Origin of the sequence: Niastella populi, from assembly GCF_002078015.1 — a bacterium.
GTDB lineage: Bacteria > Bacteroidota > Bacteroidia > Chitinophagales > Chitinophagaceae > Niastella > Niastella populi.
The window spans coordinates 21536-41792 of the sequence record NZ_LWBP01000200.1 but is presented as its reverse complement, the minus strand read 5'-3'; the positions used below and the strand labels follow the sequence as shown (position 1 = coordinate 41792).

16 protein-coding genes are annotated in these 20257 nt (G+C 47.2%); 8 read left to right on the top strand and 8 right to left on the bottom strand.

Going from position 1 to position 20257, the window contains the following annotated elements:
* Window positions 1–415 precede the first annotated feature (415 nt).
* Complete coding sequence (locus A4R26_RS23325) at window positions 416–973, bottom strand: DUF1003 domain-containing protein (protein ID WP_081168946.1); 558 nt, start codon at window positions 971–973, stop codon at window positions 416–418.
* 365 nt (window positions 974–1338) lie between these two features.
* Entirely contained in the window at window positions 1339–4383 is a 3045-nt protein-coding gene (gene secDF, locus A4R26_RS23320; protein ID WP_081168945.1) for a protein translocase subunit SecDF, read from the bottom strand.
* A gap of 400 nt (window positions 4384–4783) precedes the next feature.
* Here secDF and A4R26_RS23310 point away from each other — a divergent pair, with 400 nt between their 5' ends.
* A complete protein-coding gene (locus A4R26_RS23310; protein ID WP_081168943.1) occupies window positions 4784–5974 on the top strand; it encodes a pyridoxal phosphate-dependent aminotransferase in 1191 nt (396 codons plus the stop codon).
* A 129-nt stretch (window positions 5975–6103) separates the two neighbouring features.
* Here the strand turns inward: A4R26_RS23310 and A4R26_RS23305 are convergent, their stop codons facing one another.
* Both A4R26_RS23305 and A4R26_RS23300 read right to left on the bottom strand, forming a co-directional pair.
* The gene (locus A4R26_RS23305; RefSeq protein ID WP_081168942.1) at window positions 6104–6493 is read right to left on the bottom strand and encodes a RidA family protein; all 390 of its coding nucleotides are present in this window, start codon (window positions 6491–6493) and stop codon (window positions 6104–6106) included.
* Between the two features lie 92 nt (window positions 6494–6585).
* Window positions 6586–7266, bottom strand: coding sequence for a Crp/Fnr family transcriptional regulator (locus A4R26_RS23300; protein ID WP_242674996.1), 681 nt, complete (start codon window positions 7264–7266; stop codon window positions 6586–6588).
* Window positions 7267–7362: 96 nt separating this feature from the next.
* Here A4R26_RS23300 and A4R26_RS23295 point away from each other — a divergent pair, with 96 nt between their 5' ends.
* Window positions 7363–8325 carry an MBL fold metallo-hydrolase gene (locus tag A4R26_RS23295; RefSeq protein ID WP_081168941.1) on the top strand — a complete coding sequence of 321 codons (963 nt, stop codon included), beginning with the start codon at window positions 7363–7365 and terminating at the stop codon, window positions 8323–8325.
* Window positions 8326–8442: 117 nt separating this feature from the next.
* Here A4R26_RS23295 and coaE read toward each other — a convergent pair whose 3' ends face one another.
* The 4 genes from coaE to nusB all read right to left on the bottom strand — a co-directional run bounded on the left by coaE (window position 8443) and on the right by nusB (window position 11162).
* Window positions 8443–9042 (bottom strand): dephospho-CoA kinase, encoded by a 600-nt coding sequence (gene coaE, locus A4R26_RS23290; RefSeq protein ID WP_081168940.1) that lies wholly within the window; start codon window positions 9040–9042, stop codon window positions 8443–8445.
* A gap of 162 nt (window positions 9043–9204) precedes the next feature.
* A complete protein-coding gene (gene yajC, locus A4R26_RS23285; protein ID WP_081168939.1) occupies window positions 9205–9540 on the bottom strand; it encodes a preprotein translocase subunit YajC in 336 nt (111 codons plus the stop codon).
* A gap of 165 nt (window positions 9541–9705) precedes the next feature.
* Window positions 9706–10140, bottom strand: coding sequence for a DUF1573 domain-containing protein (locus tag A4R26_RS23280; RefSeq protein ID WP_081168938.1), 435 nt, complete (start codon window positions 10138–10140; stop codon window positions 9706–9708).
* A gap of 41 nt (window positions 10141–10181) precedes the next feature.
* Window positions 10182–11162 (bottom strand): transcription antitermination factor NusB, encoded by a 981-nt coding sequence (gene nusB / locus A4R26_RS23275; protein WP_081168937.1) that lies wholly within the window; start codon window positions 11160–11162, stop codon window positions 10182–10184.
* A gap of 84 nt (window positions 11163–11246) precedes the next feature.
* On the opposite strand from nusB, the gene A4R26_RS35125 reads away from it, so the two are divergent.
* The 6 genes from A4R26_RS35125 (at window position 11247) to A4R26_RS23250 (ending at window position 20255) form a co-directional block, all read left to right on the top strand.
* Window positions 11247–11405, top strand: a complete 159-nt coding sequence (locus A4R26_RS35125; RefSeq protein ID WP_165760390.1) for a hypothetical protein — start codon at window positions 11247–11249, stop codon at window positions 11403–11405.
* Between the two features lie 105 nt (window positions 11406–11510).
* Window positions 11511–11801: a co-chaperone GroES gene (locus tag A4R26_RS23270; protein WP_081168936.1), complete on the top strand. Its 291-nt coding sequence runs from the start codon at window positions 11511–11513 to the stop codon at window positions 11799–11801.
* A gap of 146 nt (window positions 11802–11947) precedes the next feature.
* Complete coding sequence (groL, locus tag A4R26_RS23265; protein WP_081168935.1) at window positions 11948–13585, top strand: chaperonin GroEL; 1638 nt, start codon at window positions 11948–11950, stop codon at window positions 13583–13585.
* A gap of 216 nt (window positions 13586–13801) precedes the next feature.
* Window positions 13802–14440: a hypothetical protein gene (locus A4R26_RS23260; RefSeq protein ID WP_081168934.1), complete on the top strand. Its 639-nt coding sequence runs from the start codon at window positions 13802–13804 to the stop codon at window positions 14438–14440.
* Window positions 14441–14752: 312 nt separating this feature from the next.
* Window positions 14753–16213, top strand: a complete 1461-nt coding sequence (locus tag A4R26_RS23255; protein WP_081168933.1) for a hypothetical protein — start codon at window positions 14753–14755, stop codon at window positions 16211–16213.
* A gap of 31 nt (window positions 16214–16244) precedes the next feature.
* The gene (locus tag A4R26_RS23250; RefSeq protein ID WP_081168932.1) at window positions 16245–20255 is read left to right on the top strand and encodes a DUF5977 domain-containing protein; all 4011 of its coding nucleotides are present in this window, start codon (window positions 16245–16247) and stop codon (window positions 20253–20255) included.
* Window positions 20256–20257: the final 2 nt, after the last annotated feature.

Here is a 20257-nt window from a genome sequence, read left to right as displayed (position 1 = left end):
TCGGGGTAGTGCATTTGAATACTTTCACATTAACAAAAGCAACCGGGGCGCCTACGCCGGTGCTTCGGCGAACAGGCATTAAAAATCCATTCAAATCATTAAATAAACAGAAAGTGTATCACTGCCGGGTTGGCCGGTGATAATGGGTTTTATCATGAGGGCGCAAATGCATCATAAAAATTATAGCCCGGCTTCAACCCCGGGCATGTAATGGCGAAAAAAGCTGCTGATCCAACATGGCATACAGATCATAAAAAATACTAAAATAGGTCGGTTTCTTTAGGGTTTAAACGTCGCTCCGGGTGGGCGGCGTTTTTGTTAATGTGATAATTGGATAATTCGATAATTAATTAAATTCGTGATGACCGCCAATGGGCAGGCTTTCCGCATAAGGCATTATCACATTATCACATTATCACATTCCCTTCTTCCTGTCTTCCCTAATGATCGTATGCAGCAGTTTGATCTGTTCGGCTTGTGATTCTATCAGTTCTTTGAACTGTTCATGAATAAGCAGGTCTATCTTCTGATGCAGGGTCCTGATCTCGATCTCGGCCTTCAGGTTAACCACATAATCGTTCTCATTGCGTTTGCGGTCCTTTTCTTCCTGGCGGTTCTGGCTCATCATAATTACCGGCGCCTGAATGGCGGCAAGGCAGGAGAGCAGCAGGTTCAGCAAAATAAAAGGGTAGGGGTCGAACCGGTTGGGGCCTTGCAAAACGACGTTAATGCCAATCCATACCGATAGGATGATCACGAACGAGGAAATGAATTTCCAACTGCCGCCGAAACGCGCTACCCGGTCGGCCAGCCGCTGGCCTGCAGTAAGTGGTTCATCCTTTGGTTGGGTAATGCTTTGCAGCAACAGTTTTTCCTGCTCTATTGACTGTAAAACGATCTCGTTCAATTTTTTCTGGTGATCATTCTCTGTACTGAGCAGTTGGTTGATGTATTTTGCTTTTGACGAGTGCATAGTGTGTTGTTATTAAAGTAAGTTGAAAAATTTGGCGATGCGTTACTAAAGTTACTTCAGTGGAAGGGAGATACAGCTGCAGGTTTCAGGCTACTGTATGAATGCAAAGCAGGTGGAAGGATAAACCTGGGATGGTTAAGGAGCGGTTAATGGGGGTTAGTTGATAGAGTTGATGGAGGAGGTGATAAAGTTGATAAAGGTCACTGTTTTGGGACTCATAATTAAATTCGAAAAGCCTAAAACAGCGATAGCCCTCTATCACCTGTATCAACTTTATCAACTTTTCAACTTGTAGAAAGCACGCCAAAAACAAAAAAGCCCCTCCGCCAGCTGGCGGGGAGGCTTTTTTTATAGAAAGAGATCAATTAAGCTTTCTTCGCGAGCGCTGGTTTCGCAGCTGCTGTTTCCGGTTTTTTAGGAGGAGCAGCTTCGCCCAGTGGTTTGTCTTTGGCAAAGTCGACCAGGATCGGCGCTGCTACAAAGATAGAAGAATAAGTACCGGTAACTACACCTATCAACATTGCGAAGGCGAAACCTTTGGTTACCTCGCCGCCTACCAGGAACAGGATGAGGATGGTGAGGAACACGGTGAGTGACGTCATTACGGTACGGCTCAGGGTGTCGTTGATCGCTTTGTTAAGAATGGTGGTTTTATCAACATTGTGCATGGTATGACTGTACTCGCGGATACGGTCGTACACGATCACGGTATCGTTCATTGAGAAACCGATAACGGTCAATATCGCGGCAATGAAGTGCTGGTCAATTTCAAGCGGGAACGGTACTACGTCTTTCAGGAACGAGAACACGGCCAGCGTTACCAGTACGTCGTGCAGCAGGGCAATGATGGTACCTACTGAATATCTCCAGTCGCGGAAACGGATGAAGATATAGATAGCGATGATCAGCATCGACCAGAAGGTGGCCCATTGGGCACCGGCTTTCAGGTCATCGGAAATGGTTGGGTTTACCTTATTGCTTCCTTCCAGCAAACGGTTGTTGAAATCCTGCTGGGTGGTTCCTTCAGGCAAAAAGGTTTTCAACCCGTTATATAGTGTGGTTTGCACGGCTGAATCGACACCCAAACCGGTTTCATTTACGCGGTAATCGGTGGTGATGTTCAGTTTGGCGTCGCTGCCGTAAGTTTTAATAACGGGTGTGCTGCCAAATGTTTTTTCCAGTGTATTGCGAACCTGTTCGGCATTTACCGCTTTACCAAAGTTCACTACATAACTTCTACCGCCGCTGAATTCTACCCCGTATCTGAAACCGTGGAAGAACGAAGCCACGCCCAGTAACAATACGATTACTGAAATACCATAAGCTATTTTACGGTACTGGATGAATTTAAAGGCAGCGTGTTTGAATATGCGTTTTGAGATAGCTGTGAAATAATTGAAGTGCCTGTTCTTGTTGGTATAGAAATCAGTGATCAGGCGTGATACCAGGATACCACAGAACAACGATAACAGGATACCGAGGATCTGGGTGGTAGCGAAACCTAATACAGGGCCTAAACCATAAATGAACAGGATGACGGCGGTTAACAGGGTGGTGATGTGCGCATCGAGTACCGGAGGCAATGAGCGCAGGTAACCTGTTTTAACTGCCTGAGCGTAGGTGTTGCCTTTCGAAAGCTCCTCTTTAATACGCTCAAAGATGATTACGTTGGTATCTACCGCCATACCGATGGTCAGCACCAGACCGGCAATACCGGGCGCTGTTAAGGTGGCATTCAGGGCGCTCAACACGCCAATGGTAAATAACAGGTTCAATATCAGTGCGATGTTGGCAACAATACCTGCGGTATTGTAATAAACCAGCATCAGGGCGAATATGACGATGAATGAAATGGCGAAGGCCATGATACCGCCGTTTACGGCCTGCTCACCGAGGGTGGGACCAACCACCTGTTCCTGAACGATAACGGCTGGTGCTTCCAGTTTACCGGCTTTCAGGATGTTGGCGAGGTCATTGGCTTCTTCGATAACCAGTTGCTGGTTCTTTCCGCCAGAACCCATGGTAATACGTGAGTTACCACCATCGATCTTTTGAATCACGTTGGGGGCGCTGTAAACGATGTCGTCGAGAACGATGGCGATTGGTTTGCCTACGTTCTTTTCGGTCATGCGGGCCCATGTTCTGCCGCCGCTGGGATTCATTTCCATCGACACAGCCACTTCGTTGGTAACCTGGTCAAACTCCTGGCGGGCATCTTCGATAGCGTCGCCTTCGAGTTCGGCCTTGTCTTTACCGGGAACGGTTTTGATGGCATACAGTTGCAAAGCATTGCTCAGCTTGCCTTCCGCATCGCGGTCCTGTTTGCCCCAAAGGAACTTCAGGTTGGCAGGGAAGCTGTTGCGTACAACAGGGATGCTCAGGTATTTATTGATGGTGCTTGTATCGGACAGCAGGGCCATACCGAGGTAAGGCGAATAGCTTACTTTGCCGGTTTGGGGATCCTGTTGCGGCGGGAAGAATCTTATTTTGCTGGCCAGAATATTGCGGCTGGCGGCTGAAGTGTCTTTTACAGCTACACCGTTTGAATCGGTTTTAGTGACAGCCAGGTAATCGTCGAGCGCCTTGGAAGCGTTCATCACTGAAGAAGATAATTCTTCGAGTGTATATACTTCCCAGAACTGCAGGTTGGCTGTCGATTGCAGGTATTTACGAACCCTTTCAGGATCGCTGGCGCCTGCCAGTTCTACGGTAATGATACCTTTGTTCTCATCGAGGCTGATGTTAGGCTGGGCAACACCGAACTTGTCAATACGCTTTTGCAATACCTGGTAGGTTTGCTTCATTGCAGCATTGGCCTGTTCGTGAATGTAGCTTAACACTTTGCTGTCAGAAGCGTTTCCACTCAGTTTGTTGTTTGAATTAGCGAACAGGGGGGCCAGTCTGGCGCCCGGGTTCTGTTGGCTGTAAGCTGCGGCAAACAGATCGATGAAGTTTCGATCGCTATTGATCTTTCTCGCCTGCGCCTCGGCGATCGCTTTTAACAATTGAGGATCTTTCGGATTGTTAGCCAGGCCTTTAATGAGGCCGTCGAGGGCTACATCCATCGTTACGTTGATACCGCCTTGCAGGTCGAGCCCCAGCAACAGTTCGCTTTCTTTGGCTTTCTGATAGGTTTGACCCCACCAGGTAATTTTTTTGTCTCTTGTAGCAGTCAGCAAGCTATCGAGATAAGCGTCGCGTACATTGTCCACGGTATCCTTGTAATAGGCCCGGGCTTCGGTGTTGTTGGGGTACTTTTGGGCAGGAGTAAGGGGATAGGCCCGTTTCACATAGGCATCTGCTTTTTTACCCATTTCCTTTTCGTGCTGGTTAACAAACCAGGTAAACGAAAGCTGGTATAAAGAGATCAGGATCAACAGACCTGCAAAAATGCTAACCAGTGCTCTCATTGGATTGTGTCGTTTATTTTTTTAGAGTTGGCAAAGATAGTGTTTTCGATCAGAAACAGGTTACAAGTTACAGCGCCTGTCCCGGATTTATCGGGATTTTACGGGGTTTTCCGGATTTCCGGCTCCCTTTCACCCCCATCAGGATTTCCTGGTTCAGATTCAGGATTTTAAGTTTACGTTAAAACGTGTATTTGGGCGAAAATTGTGGTGAAGTGTCGCGGAATTTTGCAATTTATACAGTTTTCTGCCTTTTAGCCGCTGCAACCTGTAACCTGCAACCTGTATGGGCCTCCTGTTTTTTCAAATGTCAAATTTTTGGCCCGGGGCTTTTTTCAAACCAGCACATTAGCGCTTTTGGTGTACTTTTGCGGCACAAAAAAACTATCAACCAATAAATAGTATGCAACTTTCATCACGTTTACAGTTATTTAACGAGCCTGAAACTTTGAAGATGGCTAAGTTGGGCCGTGAATTACGCGCCAAAGGAATCGATGTGATCGACCTGAGCCTGGGCGAACCTGATTTCGATACGCCTGAGCATATTAAAGAAGCTGCCAAGAAGGCAATTGATGAAAACTACAGCCATTACACACCGGTAGCCGGCTATCCCGAATTGCGCGAAGCGGTTTGTACAAAGTTGAAGCGTGATAACAACCTGTCATATAAGCCTGAAAATATCATAGCCTCAACCGGCGCCAAGCACAGCCTTGCCAATGCCGTTTTTGCCACTGTAAGCAAAGGCGATGAGGTAATCATCCCTACGCCTTACTGGGTTACCTATTCCGAGATCGTGAAACTTGGCGAAGGCGTAGTGAAACTGGTACCTACTTCTATCAAGAACAAGTACAAGATCACGCCTGAAGAGCTGCAGGCTGCGATCAGCGATAAAACAAGGTTGTTCATTTTCTCTTCACCCTGTAACCCCAGCGGCAGCGTGTACAGCAAAGCCGAACTGGAAGGCCTGGCCAAAGTATTTGCAAAATATCCCAACTGTTATATCCTGTCTGACGAAATTTATGAGTACATCAATTTCGTAGGCAAACACGAGAGCATTGCGCAGTTCGAAGAACTGAAAGACCGCGTTATTGTATTGAACGGTTTAAGTAAAGGTTTTGCCATGACCGGTTACCGGTTAGGTTACCTCGCCGCTCATCCTGATGTGATCAAAGCCTGCGAGAAATTACAGGGCCAGTTCACCAGCGGTACCAACAGCATTACCCAGCGCGCTGCCATCACCGCGTTGACTACCGATCTGAAACCTTCTTTCGAAATGACGAAAGAGTTCGAGCGTCGTAAAAAACGTGTGATCGAATTGATGAAGGCTATCCCCGGTTTAACCTTCCCCGAGCCGGATGGCGCTTTCTACGTATTCCCGACCGTTACCGCTTTCTTCGGAAAAAGCGATGGTGAAGAAACGATCAAGGATGCCGACGACCTGTGTATGTACCTGCTGAACAAAGCGCATGTATCTACCGTTACCGGCCGCGCCTTTGGCGAACCTACCGCTATTCGGATCTCTTTTGCCAACAGCATGGAGAAGATCGAAGAAGCCTGGAAACGCATCACTGCCGCGCTGGCGAAGTTGAAGTAAGTTGAATAGTTGACGGGTTGACTGGTTGACGAGTTGACTAATGAGTTGGCGAGTTGACAAGGAAAACTCAACAATGAATATATAAGAACCCTGGAGTGTAATGCTGCCAGGGTTTTTTTGTTTTGTTTCTTACCGCACCGCCGTAGCCTCCAGTTCTATCTTTAATGTTTCAAAAAGCACCGGCACTTCAAACAGCGTTGTCGCCTGCTTAATGCCATGCCTGGTGAGCCAGCTTTGCAGCAGGTCGAAGTGGGGCCACAATTCGGCTGATGATGTAGTGAGGATATTCAATCGTACAATATTGCTGAGCTCATACCCGGCTTCCGTAATAACCTGTTCCAGGTTTTGGATGGCCAGTTGCAGCTGCGTTTTCATATCTGCATTGCTCGATTTGCCATCGGCATGAACCGCTGCCTGTCCGGCCACATACAGCGTACCTGTTACGTTCTTTACTTCAACGGCCTGAACATAGTTGCGCGCATCCTGCCATTTCCAGGGATTGATGATCTTCTTTTCCATAATCTTTACTTTTTTTATGTACTGCAAAGCTGGGAAGAAGCCCGCAATTAGCCCCCGATGTACATCACAAGTTTGGCGTGATGTACATCACGCTAGGAGGTGAGGCGGCTAAGGGTTTCGCGGGAAACGCCAAGGTAGGCGGCCAGCAGCGTTTTATTTACCCGTTGTATAAGAGAAGGGTACTGCATCAATAACTGTTGGTACCGTTCCGCTGCGCTTGAACTGAGTAACGCCAGCAGACGCCGTTGCAGGGCGATGTACCCAAAGTGCGATTTTTTCAGAAAGAAATGTTCCATTTTAGGCATGGCGGCAAATAGTTTCCGGTTGTCTTCCCTGGTTATGCAAAAAACGCCGGTATCCTCGAGACAGTCGAGCGACATGGTGGCGTTTGTTCCGGTTAAGAACGCATGGTCGTCGCTTACCCACCAGTCTTCCATGGCAAAAAGCAGGATATGCTCTTTATCATTGGCATCGGTATGTGACAACCTCAGCAGGCCCGACACCACAAAAAAGGTATGATTTACGGGATCGCCCTGCTGAATAAGATACTGGTGCTTTTTGAATTTTCTAAACGTAAAATGAGAAAGCACGAATGCGAACTCTTCATCCGTTAGCGAAATGATCTTCTCAAAATGTTCTCGTAGCTTTTCCTGCATAGTTGTGGTGAATAAGCCCGAAATTAACAACTTCCCAAACATGATCCCATCTTCGATTGCCTGTTGCCTATTGAGGTGTGCCACACTTTCCTGGCCGCGATAATGTAAGTGAGGCACACCCTGCCAATTGCCGATTGCCAGTTGATTATGGCACAGAATTTACTTTAAGTAGATAAGTGCCAGACTATTCTTCTTCCAATTAAAAGTTCGCAAATGAAAAACGGTACGATCAAATCGGTGATCAATGTAAATTGGTTTAGCGTAGCACCTGGAATATGGGGACTGCGCGATGCATTCGTTAATGTTTATTTTATTCATAACGCTGTTGAGAAAAAATGGGTGCTCGTAGATGCCGGTCTTAAACGCTCCGCTTCCAAAATACAGGAGCTGGCCGATAACCTGTTCTGGCCCGATTCAAAACCGGCGGCCATTATCTTAACCCATGGCCATTTCGATCATGTAGGTTCTGTCCTCGAACTGGCGCGGGAATGGGAAGTGCCGGTTTTCGCCCATTTGATGGAATTGCCCTATCTCACCGGAGTTTCTTCCTATCCGCCTGCCGATCCATGGGCCGGTGGAGGTTTGATGTCGATCGTATCTCCTGCGTTTCCCAGAGGCCCCATTAATTTAAGCGATCATATTCAGATCTTACCCCAGGATGGCAGTCTGCCTTTTTTGCCCGACTGGAGATATATTCATACACCCGGTCATTCACCGGGCCACATCAGTCTGTACAGGAAAAGAGACCGCGTATTACTGGCCGGCGATGCAATTGTTACCACCCGCCAGGAGTCGGTATGGTCGGTAATGATGCAAACCCGTAAGCTTACGGGGCCGCCCCGCTATTTTACCTGCGACTGGCAGAAAGCGGCCAAATCGGTAAAAGCGCTGGCGGCACTTGATCCTGAGACAGTGGCTACAGGGCATGGTCAGCCAATGAAGGGAGAACAAATGCGGAAAATGCTCCACAATCTTGCAGATAATTTTAATGAGATGGCAGTGCCTGCCGATGGCCGGTATACCCATGAGCCCGCCCGCACCGATGAAGGCGGTGTTACCTATGTTCCCAAACCGGTGAATAAAATTGCGCCGGGCGTAGCTGTCGCCGCAGGTGTTGCGGTGTTTGCTTTGACGGCGTTGCTGGTTTATAAGAACAGAAAAGTTATTAGTTCTTAGTTCTTAGTTCTTAGTTCACAGTTCACAGTTCACTGTTCGCAGTTGTTCAGTTATTCAGTTGTTCAGTTTAGACTCGCTATTATTCGCGAACTCAATAACTCAATAACTCAATAACCGCTATTTGCCATTATCAGCACTGAGCTCCATAAATGTATTATGCATCTTTAAAACCTGTGGTATTACGGGTTGCTGCTCATCATTGGTTATAACAAAATCGCATAACCGCATTTTGATCACCTCCTGAATTTGTTTACCCATACGGGCAAGCACCTGTTCGCGGGTTGAACCGTCGCGCCGCATGGCGCGCAGCGTTCGCAGGGGCAGGGGCGCCGAAACGCCAACGATATAATCGTACTGATTTTGGGTGCCGCTTTCAAAGATGATGGCGGCTTCCTTGATGGCATAGGGAGTGGTTTGCCTGGCCATCCAGTTCTCCGAATCGCGAATGGTGGCGGGATGCACGAGCGAATTCATCAACTCGAGTTTTTCTTTGTTGTCGAACACCTGGCTGGCAATATATGCGCGGTCGAGCTGGTTGTTCCTGTAAGCGGATGGGCCAAAATGACCGATGATCTGCTGTCGCAGCTCTTCATCTTCGTTCATAAGGCGGCGGGCGGCATCGTCGGCATAATATATGGGAATGCCCAGTACTTCAAATACTTTGGCTACAGTGCTTTTGCCACTGCCGATACCACCGGTGAGGCCGATCTTTAACATGGGGGCAAGTTAGTGAAATCCCCCCAACCCCCCTGAAGGGGGAGTTGGTAGATATCGGTTATGTGGGGCAAGTTGGCAGGCTACATCACAATAAAAAAGCTCCGCCAACCGGCGGAGCCTATAGTTATATTCTTCCTCCCCATGAGGGGCAGGAGTATGGTATTACTTCGCCGGAGTAGCAGTGGCTTTGTTCACATTAGCGGTCATTTCCATAGAAATGGCGCTTTTTTCTACCTTCATATAGCTGCCGGGGCTGGTTTCCATTTCGATGGTACCATCTTCATTCATTTTATTTACTCTGCCGTGGATGCCGGCAATGGTTACGATCTTATCGCCTTTTTGTAAATTTTCCTGGAATGATTTGGCCAGCTTTGCCTTTTTAGCCTGCGGACGGATCATAAATAACCAGAACACGAGGATCATACCTACCAAGAGGACCAACTGCATGTATCCGCCGCTGCCGCCCTGAGCTTGTAATAAATAAACTAAACTTGTCATTGTTATTGAAATTTAAAAAATGTTATAATTTGATGATTCGATAATCCCGACTAAAGCCGGGACAGGTGGTGATAATGAAATACAGGCTTTCGTTAATGCCTTCGCGTGAACTTAGCTTTTATAAGAACTGTACGACCTTAAAGCATTATCACATTAGCACATTAGCTAATTAGCCTTCTCCACATCCACTTCAAAGTGTACGGTATGGCTGCGTGTACCTTTGGTATTTGCTTCAACATAAATATCCTTGCTGTTATGGCCCGGACGGTTATGGCTGTTGAAGGATGCTTTTATTACGCCTTCTGCCCCCGGTGCTATCGGCTCCTTGGGCGGTTCGGCAGCGGTACAACCACAACCAGGCTTAACATCCATGATAATCAGCGGCTTGTCGCCGGTATTCTTAAAACGGAAAGATACATCCAGCGTTTGTCCTTCGGTGATCTTGCCATAATTCCTGGAAGAATCGATCCATTGTATCGTCGTATACTTAGCGCTGTCCAATGCTTCGTTGGGAACGTTTGCCGAGCCCGAAGCCGTTTTATCGGCATAATCACAGCCAATGAAAACGGCTGCTGAAATCAAGGCCAAAAAGTATTTCATCAAGGAATAAATTTTCTGCAAATCTAATCATTGCATGGAAATCAGGAAGGTTTATTCGCCGATTGTGGCGGCTGCCCGGGGGTGGGGGAAAAAGCCACTTTATTCATTTGATTATCCCGCACCAGATCCTTGTGTATATTATCCAGAATACCATTTACAAACTGGCCGCTTTGCTGCGTACTGTATTCCTTGGCCAGGTCAATGTACTCGTTGATGGTAACTTTCGGGGGAATGGTTTCGAAGAAAAGGAATTCGCAAACGCCCATCCGCATCAGGATCATATCAAGCGACGCTATACGGTCGGGGTCCCAGTTCTTGAGTTTTGGTTTTATATATTGTAATGCCAGCTCTTTCTTTTCGAGGGTTGTTTGCAGCAGGTTTTTGGCAAACTGCCATTTTTCCCTGCTTAACAGTTCCTGAAAGTTGTAGGCAGCGGGTTTGTTCAGGAAATTCTGCATCAGTACCACCACCATTTCGGCGTCATCGTCCCAGTTGCTGAAGTACTCTTCTATATAGCTGGTGAATGTTTCGTTAGGTAATAACAGGGTATCGAAGATATACGAGATGATCTCTTTTTCTTCTTTTTTATCCCTTCCCTGGGCGGCAATGTATTGCTGGTATTTTTCCGAATCAACCAGTTCCTGGTAGATCTTCTTCAGCAGATCGGCATCGGTGAGCATTTCAGGTTTGTCTTCTTTGACAGCCTGTTTGTACGAAGGATGATCGAGGATCTTCCATAACAGCTCGTTGCCGGCCAGTTTGATGTTAACGTTAAGGTCTTCTTTCGTTGGCAGGTGTTTCGAGGCGCGGTTGCGGGCGTCTGTCTCTGCATATCGGGCCACTTCGGTAAGAAAATGGATCAAATAAATAAAAAGCTGCCGGGTTTGATCAAAGTGTTTTTGTAGGATCTTCACAGTATCAACTGGCTTTGCAGGCACTTCACCTCCTGATTCTGCAAGGTGGCTTTCTACAGAATAGATGGTTTGCATAACTTTCACACGAATGTTTCTTCTACTGATCATCTTGCAAGAACTTGTTTTTGAGCGCACAAAGCTAAACCATTTAAAGGGTACCCCCAAAATCGTGTTTATGAACCTGCTCATATTATGTATTTATTGCTCAACGCCAATAACCTGGATGTGAACCGGTTGAATGCTGCTAAAATGGCACATTGCCAGGTTGGCCTGGCTGGTGTTTATTTGGGTTTTCTGCCATACTTTGGCAAAAACGCTGAAAAAATGACCTTTAGGAAAGGATTGGTATAAAATTCGTTTACTTTTGCCGCCCGGCTTTTTGGCAGGGCGCCTATATTCTGTGTCGGGAAAATCATATCCCTCAATACATCATCTAAAATCAAAAATTAATACACTATGGCTAAGAAAGTAGAAGCTATAAACGTTACCCCACTGCATGACAGGGTAATAGTTAAACCAGCTAAAGCGGAAGAGAAAACCGCCGGTGGTATCATCATCCCCGATACTGCTAAAGAAAAGCCGCAACGTGGTACGGTTGTAGCTGCCGGTCCTGGTAAGAAAGATGAGCCGGTTACTGTAAAAGTTGGCGATACTGTTTTATATGGTAAATACGCAGGTACAGAGATCCAGATCGAAGGCGATGATCTGCTGATCATGCGCGAGAGCGACATCTTAGCAATTGTTTAATGTGCAAATTAGCAAATCTGAAAATTAGCAAATGAAATGCGCAGCGGTTTTCCATTTGCACATTTGCACATTTTCAAATTTTCACATTGGTATTTGTATTTGCATTTTCAAATTTTCACATTTTCAAATTTTCAAATTAACTAGATATGGCAAAACAACTTTTCTTCGATATCGATGCCCGTAACAAAATGAAAAAGGGTGTTGATACACTGGCCAATGCTGTAAAAGTGACTTTAGGTCCTAAAGGCCGTAATGTGGTTCTGGAGAAAAAATTCGGTGCTCCTGCAGTTACTAAAGATGGCGTTACCGTAGCTAAAGAAATTGAACTGGAAGATCCCATCGAAAATATGGGTGCTCAAATGGTAAAAGAAGTAGCTTCTAAAACAGCAGATATCGCTGGTGACGGAACTACCACAGCTACCGTTCTGGCACAGTCTATCATCGGCGAAGGTTTAAAGAACGTAGCTGCCGGTGCTAACCCGATGGACCTGAAACGCGGTATCGACAAAGCTGTTGAAGCTGTTGTTGAGAACCTGGCAGGTCAGTCACAAACCGTTGGTATCAACAGCAAACAAATTCAGCAGGTAGCCTCTATCTCTGCCAACAACGACGAAGCTATTGGTAAACTCATTGCCGAAGCTTTCTCTAAAGTAGGTAAAGAAGGTGTTATCACCGTAGAAGAAGCAAAAGGTACCGATACAACTGTTGATGTTGTAGAAGGTATGCAGTTCGACCGCGGTTACACTTCAGCATACTTCGTTACCAACAGCGAAAAAATGCATGCTGAACTGGATAACCCATACATCCTGATCTACGACAAGAAGATCAGCGCTATGAAAGATATTCTGCACATTCTGGAAAAGGTAGCACAAAGCGGCCGTCCTTTACTGATCATTGCAGAAGAACTGGAAGGCGAAGCACTGGCTACCCTCGTAGTGAACAAACTGCGTGGTACCCTGAAAGTGGCTGCCGTTAAAGCGCCGGGCTTTGGCGATCGCCGTAAAGAAATGCTGCAGGATATCGCTGTTCTTACAAAAGGTATCGTAATCAGCGAAGAGCAGGGTTACAAACTGGAAGGCGCCGACCTTTCTTACCTGGGTCAGGCAGCTTCCGTTACTATCGATAAAGACAACACTACTATCGTAGGCGGCAAAGGTAAAAAAGACGATATCAATGCCCGCGTTAACCAGATCAAAGCACAAATTGAAGTAACTACTTCTGACTACGATAAAGAAAAATTACAGGAACGCCTGGCTAAATTAAGCGGTGGCGTAGCTGTACTGTACGTAGGTGCTGCAACCGAGGTTGAAATGAAAGAAAAGAAAGACCGTGTTGACGATGCCCTGCACGCTACCCGCGCTGCTGTTGAAGAAGGTATCGTACCAGGCGGTGGTGTTGCTTACATCCGTGCTATCGCCGGTTTGAATAAACTGAAAGGTATCAACGAAGATGAGAACACCGGTATCGCTATCGTAAAACGCGCTATCGAAGAGCCCCTGCGCCAGATCGTTGCCAACTGCGGTATCGAAGGCAGCATTGTGGTTCAGAAAGTAAAAGAAGGTGAGAACGATTACGGTTTCAACGCACGTGCCGAGAAATACGAAAACCTGCTGCGCGCCGGTGTAATCGATCCTACTAAAGTTACCCGCATTGCATTGGAAAACGCCGCTTCTATTGCCGGTATGGTGCTCACTACCGAGTGCGTAATTGCCGACAAACCCAAGAAAGAAGAACCCCATGTACATGGCGGTGGCGCTCCTGGTATGGGCGGTATGGATTATTAAGCTGAAGTATGAAGTAAGAAGCAGGAAGTATGAAAATGCCTCCGGCGCTTACCTCACGATAATGTCCCGTTCGGTGATGCCGGACGGGATTTTTTTTGGGTGAATGTGGCCATTCCTGCATTTCATTATCACCACCTGTTCCGGCTTTAGTCGGGATTATCGAATTATCACATTATCAAATTATTTCGTACCTTATAACCAATCAAAATTGCGGCCATGAAACATATTGCCTGGTGTTTGCTGTTGCTGTGCCAGTGTGCGTTGGGCCAAACACCGAGAGAAGATGAAATGAATTCGATCACCGGCAACCCTTATCTCATGAAAGACTGGTGCGATGGGGTGGTGCGTTTTACCAGCGGCCGTACCCTCACCCAGTTCAAACTGAAGTTCGATTGTTTAAAGAATATGTTACTGCTGCAGTTCGAGGGCAATGCCTTCGCAGCCGAAAGCAAGGTGAAGGAATTTGTATTGTATCCCAAAAAGAAAGACTCGCTTTTATTCCGCCGCGGATTTCCCTCAACGAACAAAACCACCGATCAAACCTATTTTCACGTGCTTTTGCAGGATAAAATTTCACTACTAAGGTTAATTGCGCGCAATATCATTGAAGAAAAACAACTCGTTTCGGTGAACGGCCGTATTAACCGCCGCATGGAAGAAGTAGAATTTTATTACCTGCTGCGCAATGGCGAAATGGTATTGTTACCCGCCAGCCGTACCGAGCTGCCTGAAATTTTTGCCGATAAGAAGGAACCGCTCGCGCAGTTTATTGCTGCCAACCAGCTTAAAATGCAACACCCCGAAGATTTTGTAGCGGTGGTGAAGAAGTATAATGAGCTGGAGGCTGCGCAGTGAGCCGGGTTAGCATAAAATACAGCGTTCTTACCGCGGTGCCATGTATAATACCCAATTCATATATGTCTCTAACGAATACTTGTAGTTTTTACCTTTGTATTGCATTTTTTCAGGAAAAATTTTATTAAAAAACGGGAAGTATTTAATTCTTCCATAAATTTAATACAGAATTTCGTCTGTTTTGGGTTGATTGCTGCTTGTGACCCAGATCTGCTGTTTTCCTTTTACCGCGCTGCCATCAATACATACTGACTGCATTCATTCTCATTTTTACAGGGGCCATTCTTATCACAACTACCAAAAAGGAGTTGAATGAAAACCTATAACCTTATCTTCCTGTTCTGCCTGCCTGTGCTATTTAAACCATTCTGCGTTTATGCACAGGATCCCACACCTGCTGAGCTTGCAGGCCTCTCCAATACATTCGGTAAAAGTATATCTCACAAGTCGCTAACGCTCAATCATGAAGTTGACCGGAAAACGAGTAAGGCACTACGTAAGTACGCGAAATATGAAAAAACTATTTTACGTAAATTATATAAAACCGATTCTGTAGCGGCCCGCAATTTTTACATCGTATCTGAACAAAGATATAAAGACCTTCAGCGTAAACTGGCCGCACCAGGTGCCATGTCGAGATATTTTCCGGCGCTGGACACCATTACTTCATCACTTAAGTTCTTACAGCAATCTAAGTTGGGAGGGGCGCAGGGCGGCGAAGTGCGGAATGCCGTTGCAAATGTTACGGCATTTACTGCCAAACTGAAGAACGCAGAGGATATCAAACAGTATTTGCAGGAGAGCAAAAGTTACATAAAAGATCAGTTGAACCGGTTCAAATTATCGAAAGAGCTTACAAAGATCAACAAGGAACTGTATTATTACTCGGAAGAGTTAATTGGCATAAAAGAAACTTTCAGTAACCAGCGAAAAGCGGAGCGAACGATATTGTCGATACTGGGCCGCATGAAACCATTTGAGGAGTTTATACAAAAAAACGGCATGCTTGCAGGTTTGTTTGCAGCAGGCAGCCAGGGAAACGGGTCAGCAGCGGCTGATTTAACGGGCCTGCAAACGCGATCGGCTATGAATGAATTGATCCAAAATCAATTGGCGGCCGGCGGCCCGAATGCCCAAGGCGCGATGCAGGCTAATTTACAGGCAGGCCAGGCGCAATTGCAACAACTGAAGAATAAGATAGGCGAAACGGGCAACCGGGGCAGCGATGATATTATGCCAGAGGGATTTAAACCAAACCCACAAAGAACGAAATCTTTTCTGCAACGGCTCGAGCTTACCACCAGCCTGCAGTCTCACAAATCGAACGGCTATTTTCCCGCATCTTCCGAACTGGGGGCAGGTATAGGATACCGACTTTCCAACGCCGGTACTATCGGCCTCGGCGTTTCCTATAAGTTGGGGCTTGGCGAGAACATCCGGCGAATTCAGCTTACGCACCAGGGGGTTGGCTTAAGAAGTTATGTAGATATAAAATTCCCTGTTACGCTATTCGGCATTAAAAAGACCAGGGGAAGCTGGTGGATCACGGGGGGCTATGAACGAAATTACCTTTCGGAGATCAGGAAAATTGCCGACCTGAAGGACCAGCCGGCCTGGCAGCAAAGTGCGTTGCTGGGAATAAGTAAAACCGTTTCGTTCAGCTCAAAACCATTGAAGGGCGCCAGGCTGCAGTTACTGTGGGATTTTTTGAGTTACAGGCAGGCGCCCCGGCCAGGCCCACTGGTTTTCAGAATGGGGTATACCCTGCGTTAACCTGTTTACAACCTTATTCAATAGAAGTATAATGAACAAAACCAAAACCTTACTCCTCTGCTTCGTTTTGCTGCCACTTGCAGAACTGTTTGCCCAGGGCAATTTGAACAATCTGGGATTTCCATCACCCAATAACAGCTTTTTGAATTCCATAGGTGGTTCATCCGGTGTGGGGGTAGACCTGTATACCGGCGCCGCCCAGGTTAATATTCCGCTTTGCGAGCTTTCATCGCGTGCGTTGAATATCCCGGTTTCCCTGCAGTACACCGCCGGGCGGGGTATAAAAGTACAGGACTATGCAACCAGTGTGGGCCTTGGCTGGCAACTATCGGCCGGTGGAAGCATTTCACGCGTGGTGCGGGGCTTCCCCGATGAATTTACAAACGGTTACCTGGGAACCCTTCGCTATGGCCGGAAGATAAAACAAAACATGGTTGACAATGTTCCCTTGTCTGCGGCCGATTACAAGGCCATTACAGGGTGGGACGGTACGTCTTACGTGGGTGTTACCGCCGACGGGGAACCGGATATCTATTATTTAAGAACGCCCACCTTTAACCTTCAGTTTACGTTCGATGAGAACGGTAACCCTGTTTTTAACAATGAAACAGGCGTCAGGATCACTACTTCCGGCTTTTTTGCAACAGGGAGTTACGATAATTCGATCTTTACCGTAACCGACCCTGCGGGCAATGTATACACTTTCGGTAATTCGAGGGAAAAGACCATTACCACGCTCTACGGCACATCGTACACTTTTACCACTGCCTGGTACCTGAGCAATATTACCAGCTTTAATGGAAAGGACAATGTAAACTTCAGTTATACCTCTTCTTCCAATAATGATGTATTGAACCATTATCAATGGACGCGAACTTATTACTACAACGGGTGTGTTACCAATACCAGCGATCCTATTCCCATGACGGTCGTTCAGCCTAAGTACCTGTCATCCATCAGCTGTGCAACCGGTCAAATTTCATTCACTTATGCTTATGACCGGCGCGATATTACCACCGCGGCCAGGCTCACATCGGTAAGCCTGAAGGCTACCGGTTCTGTGGGCACTATTGTGTTGAAAACATTTGGCTTTAACTATAGTTATTTCGGCGACCCTACCACCAATGTGAACCTGCTTCGGCTGAAGCTGGATAATATCACAATGGCGGGCGGTACCGTTGCCACCTCCACGCCGGTTACCTATCGTTCCTTTACTTATAACGCCGATCAGCATTTACCGGCACGCAATTCCCAGAACTTCGACTACTGGGGTTATTATAAATCTTTTATCCCATACGCAACCACCGATCCCATGACCGACCCTACCATCAGGTCGGCGAATGCGCATAATTCAAAAGCCGACATTCTTACTAAAATTGCGGAATTGGGCGGCGCTACCTGGACCATCAACTATGAGGGTAACACATACTACCAGGCAAATCCCGGTTCAAATACCATTGTATGCGGGCTCAGGGTAAGCAGTATTGCAAAGAGCCTCGCAGCCGGCGATATAATTCAAACACAATACGTTTACAATGATGCCACCGGAAAATCTACCGGGCAGATACAAACGGAAGCCTACCAGTACCTGGTAGTGAATTCCATCAATGGCAGCTGCCAGCTCCTCGCGCAAAAGGTTCTTTCCGAGTCGGCAGTAAATATCTACGACCTCAATGGCGCATTCATCGGTTATTCATCGGTGAAAACCGTACAGCAGAATGGTGGATATACCGTTTGTAATTTTCAGAACTTCAGCGATTTTGGCGATGTGTTCAGCACCGGTATGCTTTGCAGCGAAACCAACGTGCCAACGCTTACATCCTCTGTAAGTTTCGCACACAAACGGGGTTTGCTTAAATCAGTCATTGCATACACTGCCGCAAACGAAAAAATTACAGAGGAGATCAATTCCTATACAAGCCTTACCAGCCCGGTCGCAAAATCGGGCTGGGCCTATCGCTCGTACATTGCCAACGCATCGTGCGGTGGAAACTGGAGCCTCAGAGACCTCAGTTCCGTTTATTACACCAATATAGAGAATTACCGGTTGTCGGGCGTGGTGCGCCGCGAATACGATCAGCTGACGCCGGCCAATTATATTGAAACGGCTACCAGTTTTACCTATTGCGCCAATAAGCGAACCATACAAAGCATATCTTCTACAGACGCTAAAGGGAATACCGTAACCAAAACTGTTCATCATGCACATGATACGGGTATTCCCATGATCACAACTGCCGAACAAACGGTAGTGAACACCCTGAAATCGATGAACAACCTCGATGCCGTAGTACATGAAACCGCGAACAGGAACGGCGCCATCAGGCAAACCCATTATACCTATACTTATGCTTACCAGGGAAGTACGGCGCCTTACCTCACCAGCGCGGCCAGTTATAAAGGCAGCACCCTGCTCACCACTAAAACGCTGAAGTACGAAACCACCAACGTTAACATGGTGGCCAGCAAAGAAACCGGCGGTAAAAGCACCAGCGTGTTATATGGGTATAACAATACCTATCCGGTTGCCGCGGTTGCCAATGCCGACGTTTTTTTGCAGGTGAACCAGGGATCGAGCGGTTTCGGCAGCTCCGTAACTTCTACGTACACGGTAAACATAACTACCGACTATGCAGGTTCGCTCATCTGGAATATTTATCCCATGGGTAATTTGACAGGCAATATTACGTGGAGCTACACGATCACGGGCTCCTCCAATTTGAGTGGGAGCCATTGTATGGGACCCTCAGGTTCAGGCTGCTCCTCCAACGTTTCGGCAAATATCTCACTTCCGGCCGGAACCTATACTTTAACGCTTACGGCAAGCAGTGCGCCGGGTTTCAGTTTTTACATTACGGGAACGTACCCAAAGAATTATCCCACCATGACCAGGGAGTATTTTTATCAGGGGTTCGAAGAAAATGCCGGAACGGCCGGTAGCGCGCATACGGGCAACAGGTACAGCAGTTCGGGTTCGTATGCGGTTCCGTTCTCACCCCCCAACAGCAAAAACTATATTATACAATGGTGGAAATGGGTAAGCGGCAAATGGGTGTTCAATGAGGCGCCCTATACTTATCCAACTACGCTCAGCGGCGTAGTGGACGATATCAGGGTGTTCCCGGCCGACGCCCTGATGACCACCTACACATACGATCCTCAGGTGGGTAAAACCGGCGAGATAGATCCCAGCGGCAGAACCACCACCTATGAATTCGACGGTTTGGGCAGATTGAACGTTGTACGGGATAACGACAGGAACATCGTATCTAAAAACTGTTACAATTTTGCCGGGCAGCCGGTAGCCTGCCCCGTACCAACGGTATATGCGAATGCATCGCGTTCACAAACCTTTACGCGAAATAACTGTGCCGCCGGCTACCTGGGCAACCAGGCTACCTACGTAGTGCCCGCCGGTATATATACGTCGGCCATCAGCCAGGCCGATGCCGATGCGCAGGCGTATAACGATGTGGTCACTAACGGGCAAACGTATGCCAACAATAACGCCACGTGCTACCAGGTTTGGTACAATGTGGCCCAATCGGGCAGCTTTACCCGCAATAATTGTGGCACCGGCAGCACCGGCAGTACGGTCACCTATACCGTAGCTGCGGGCACCTACATGTCGACGATCAGCCAGGCCGATGCCAACCAGAAAGCCATTAACGATGTGAACACCAACGGGCAGGCGTATGCAAACGCCAATGGCAGCTGTTCGGCCATATCGTGCACGATAACGACGAATACCGGTTACAGCACCATTGCCAGCGGTGCGTCTGCATCGGGAGGAACGGTTACTTTCTATATGATATTCTATCCCACTTCGGGCACGATGTATTTTGGCTCCAGTTATTTCATTGGAACCATCAGCGGGCTTTGCCGGCCTTCCACAACCAGGTATGTAACCGTTTCGGCGGCCGGCCGAACCTGGCAAATTACTATATATACTACCGGGCAGATATATGCCCAGATCACCAGCGGCACTGACGTTCCGCCGAACAATACCGTGCCTTTAAGCGGTGTTACGTTTACTCTTTAAAG

Coding starts and splice junctions, on each gene's coding strand:
- A4R26_RS23325 (WP_081168946.1), bottom strand. CDS start 973: ATGCACTCGTCAAAAGCAAAATACATCAACCAACTGCTCAGTACAGAG.
- secDF (WP_081168945.1), bottom strand. CDS start 4,383: ATGAGAGCACTGGTTAGCATTTTTGCAGGTCTGTTGATCCTGATCTCT.
- A4R26_RS23310 (WP_081168943.1), top strand. CDS start 4,784: ATGCAACTTTCATCACGTTTACAGTTATTTAACGAGCCTGAAACTTTG.
- A4R26_RS23305 (WP_081168942.1), bottom strand. CDS start 6,493: ATGGAAAAGAAGATCATCAATCCCTGGAAATGGCAGGATGCGCGCAAC.
- A4R26_RS23295 (WP_081168941.1), top strand. CDS start 7,363: ATGAAAAACGGTACGATCAAATCGGTGATCAATGTAAATTGGTTTAGC.
- coaE (WP_081168940.1), bottom strand. CDS start 9,042: ATGTTAAAGATCGGCCTCACCGGTGGTATCGGCAGTGGCAAAAGCACT.
- yajC (WP_081168939.1), bottom strand. CDS start 9,540: ATGACAAGTTTAGTTTATTTATTACAAGCTCAGGGCGGCAGCGGCGGA.
- A4R26_RS23280 (WP_081168938.1), bottom strand. CDS start 10,140: ATGAAATACTTTTTGGCCTTGATTTCAGCAGCCGTTTTCATTGGCTGT.
- nusB (WP_081168937.1), bottom strand. CDS start 11,162: ATGATCAGTAGAAGAAACATTCGTGTGAAAGTTATGCAAACCATCTAT.
- A4R26_RS35125 (WP_165760390.1), top strand. CDS start 11,247: ATGTATTTATTGCTCAACGCCAATAACCTGGATGTGAACCGGTTGAAT.
- A4R26_RS23270 (WP_081168936.1), top strand. CDS start 11,511: ATGGCTAAGAAAGTAGAAGCTATAAACGTTACCCCACTGCATGACAGG.
- groL (WP_081168935.1), top strand. CDS start 11,948: ATGGCAAAACAACTTTTCTTCGATATCGATGCCCGTAACAAAATGAAA.
- A4R26_RS23260 (WP_081168934.1), top strand. CDS start 13,802: ATGAAACATATTGCCTGGTGTTTGCTGTTGCTGTGCCAGTGTGCGTTG.
- A4R26_RS23255 (WP_081168933.1), top strand. CDS start 14,753: ATGAAAACCTATAACCTTATCTTCCTGTTCTGCCTGCCTGTGCTATTT.
- A4R26_RS23250 (WP_081168932.1), top strand. CDS start 16,245: ATGAACAAAACCAAAACCTTACTCCTCTGCTTCGTTTTGCTGCCACTT.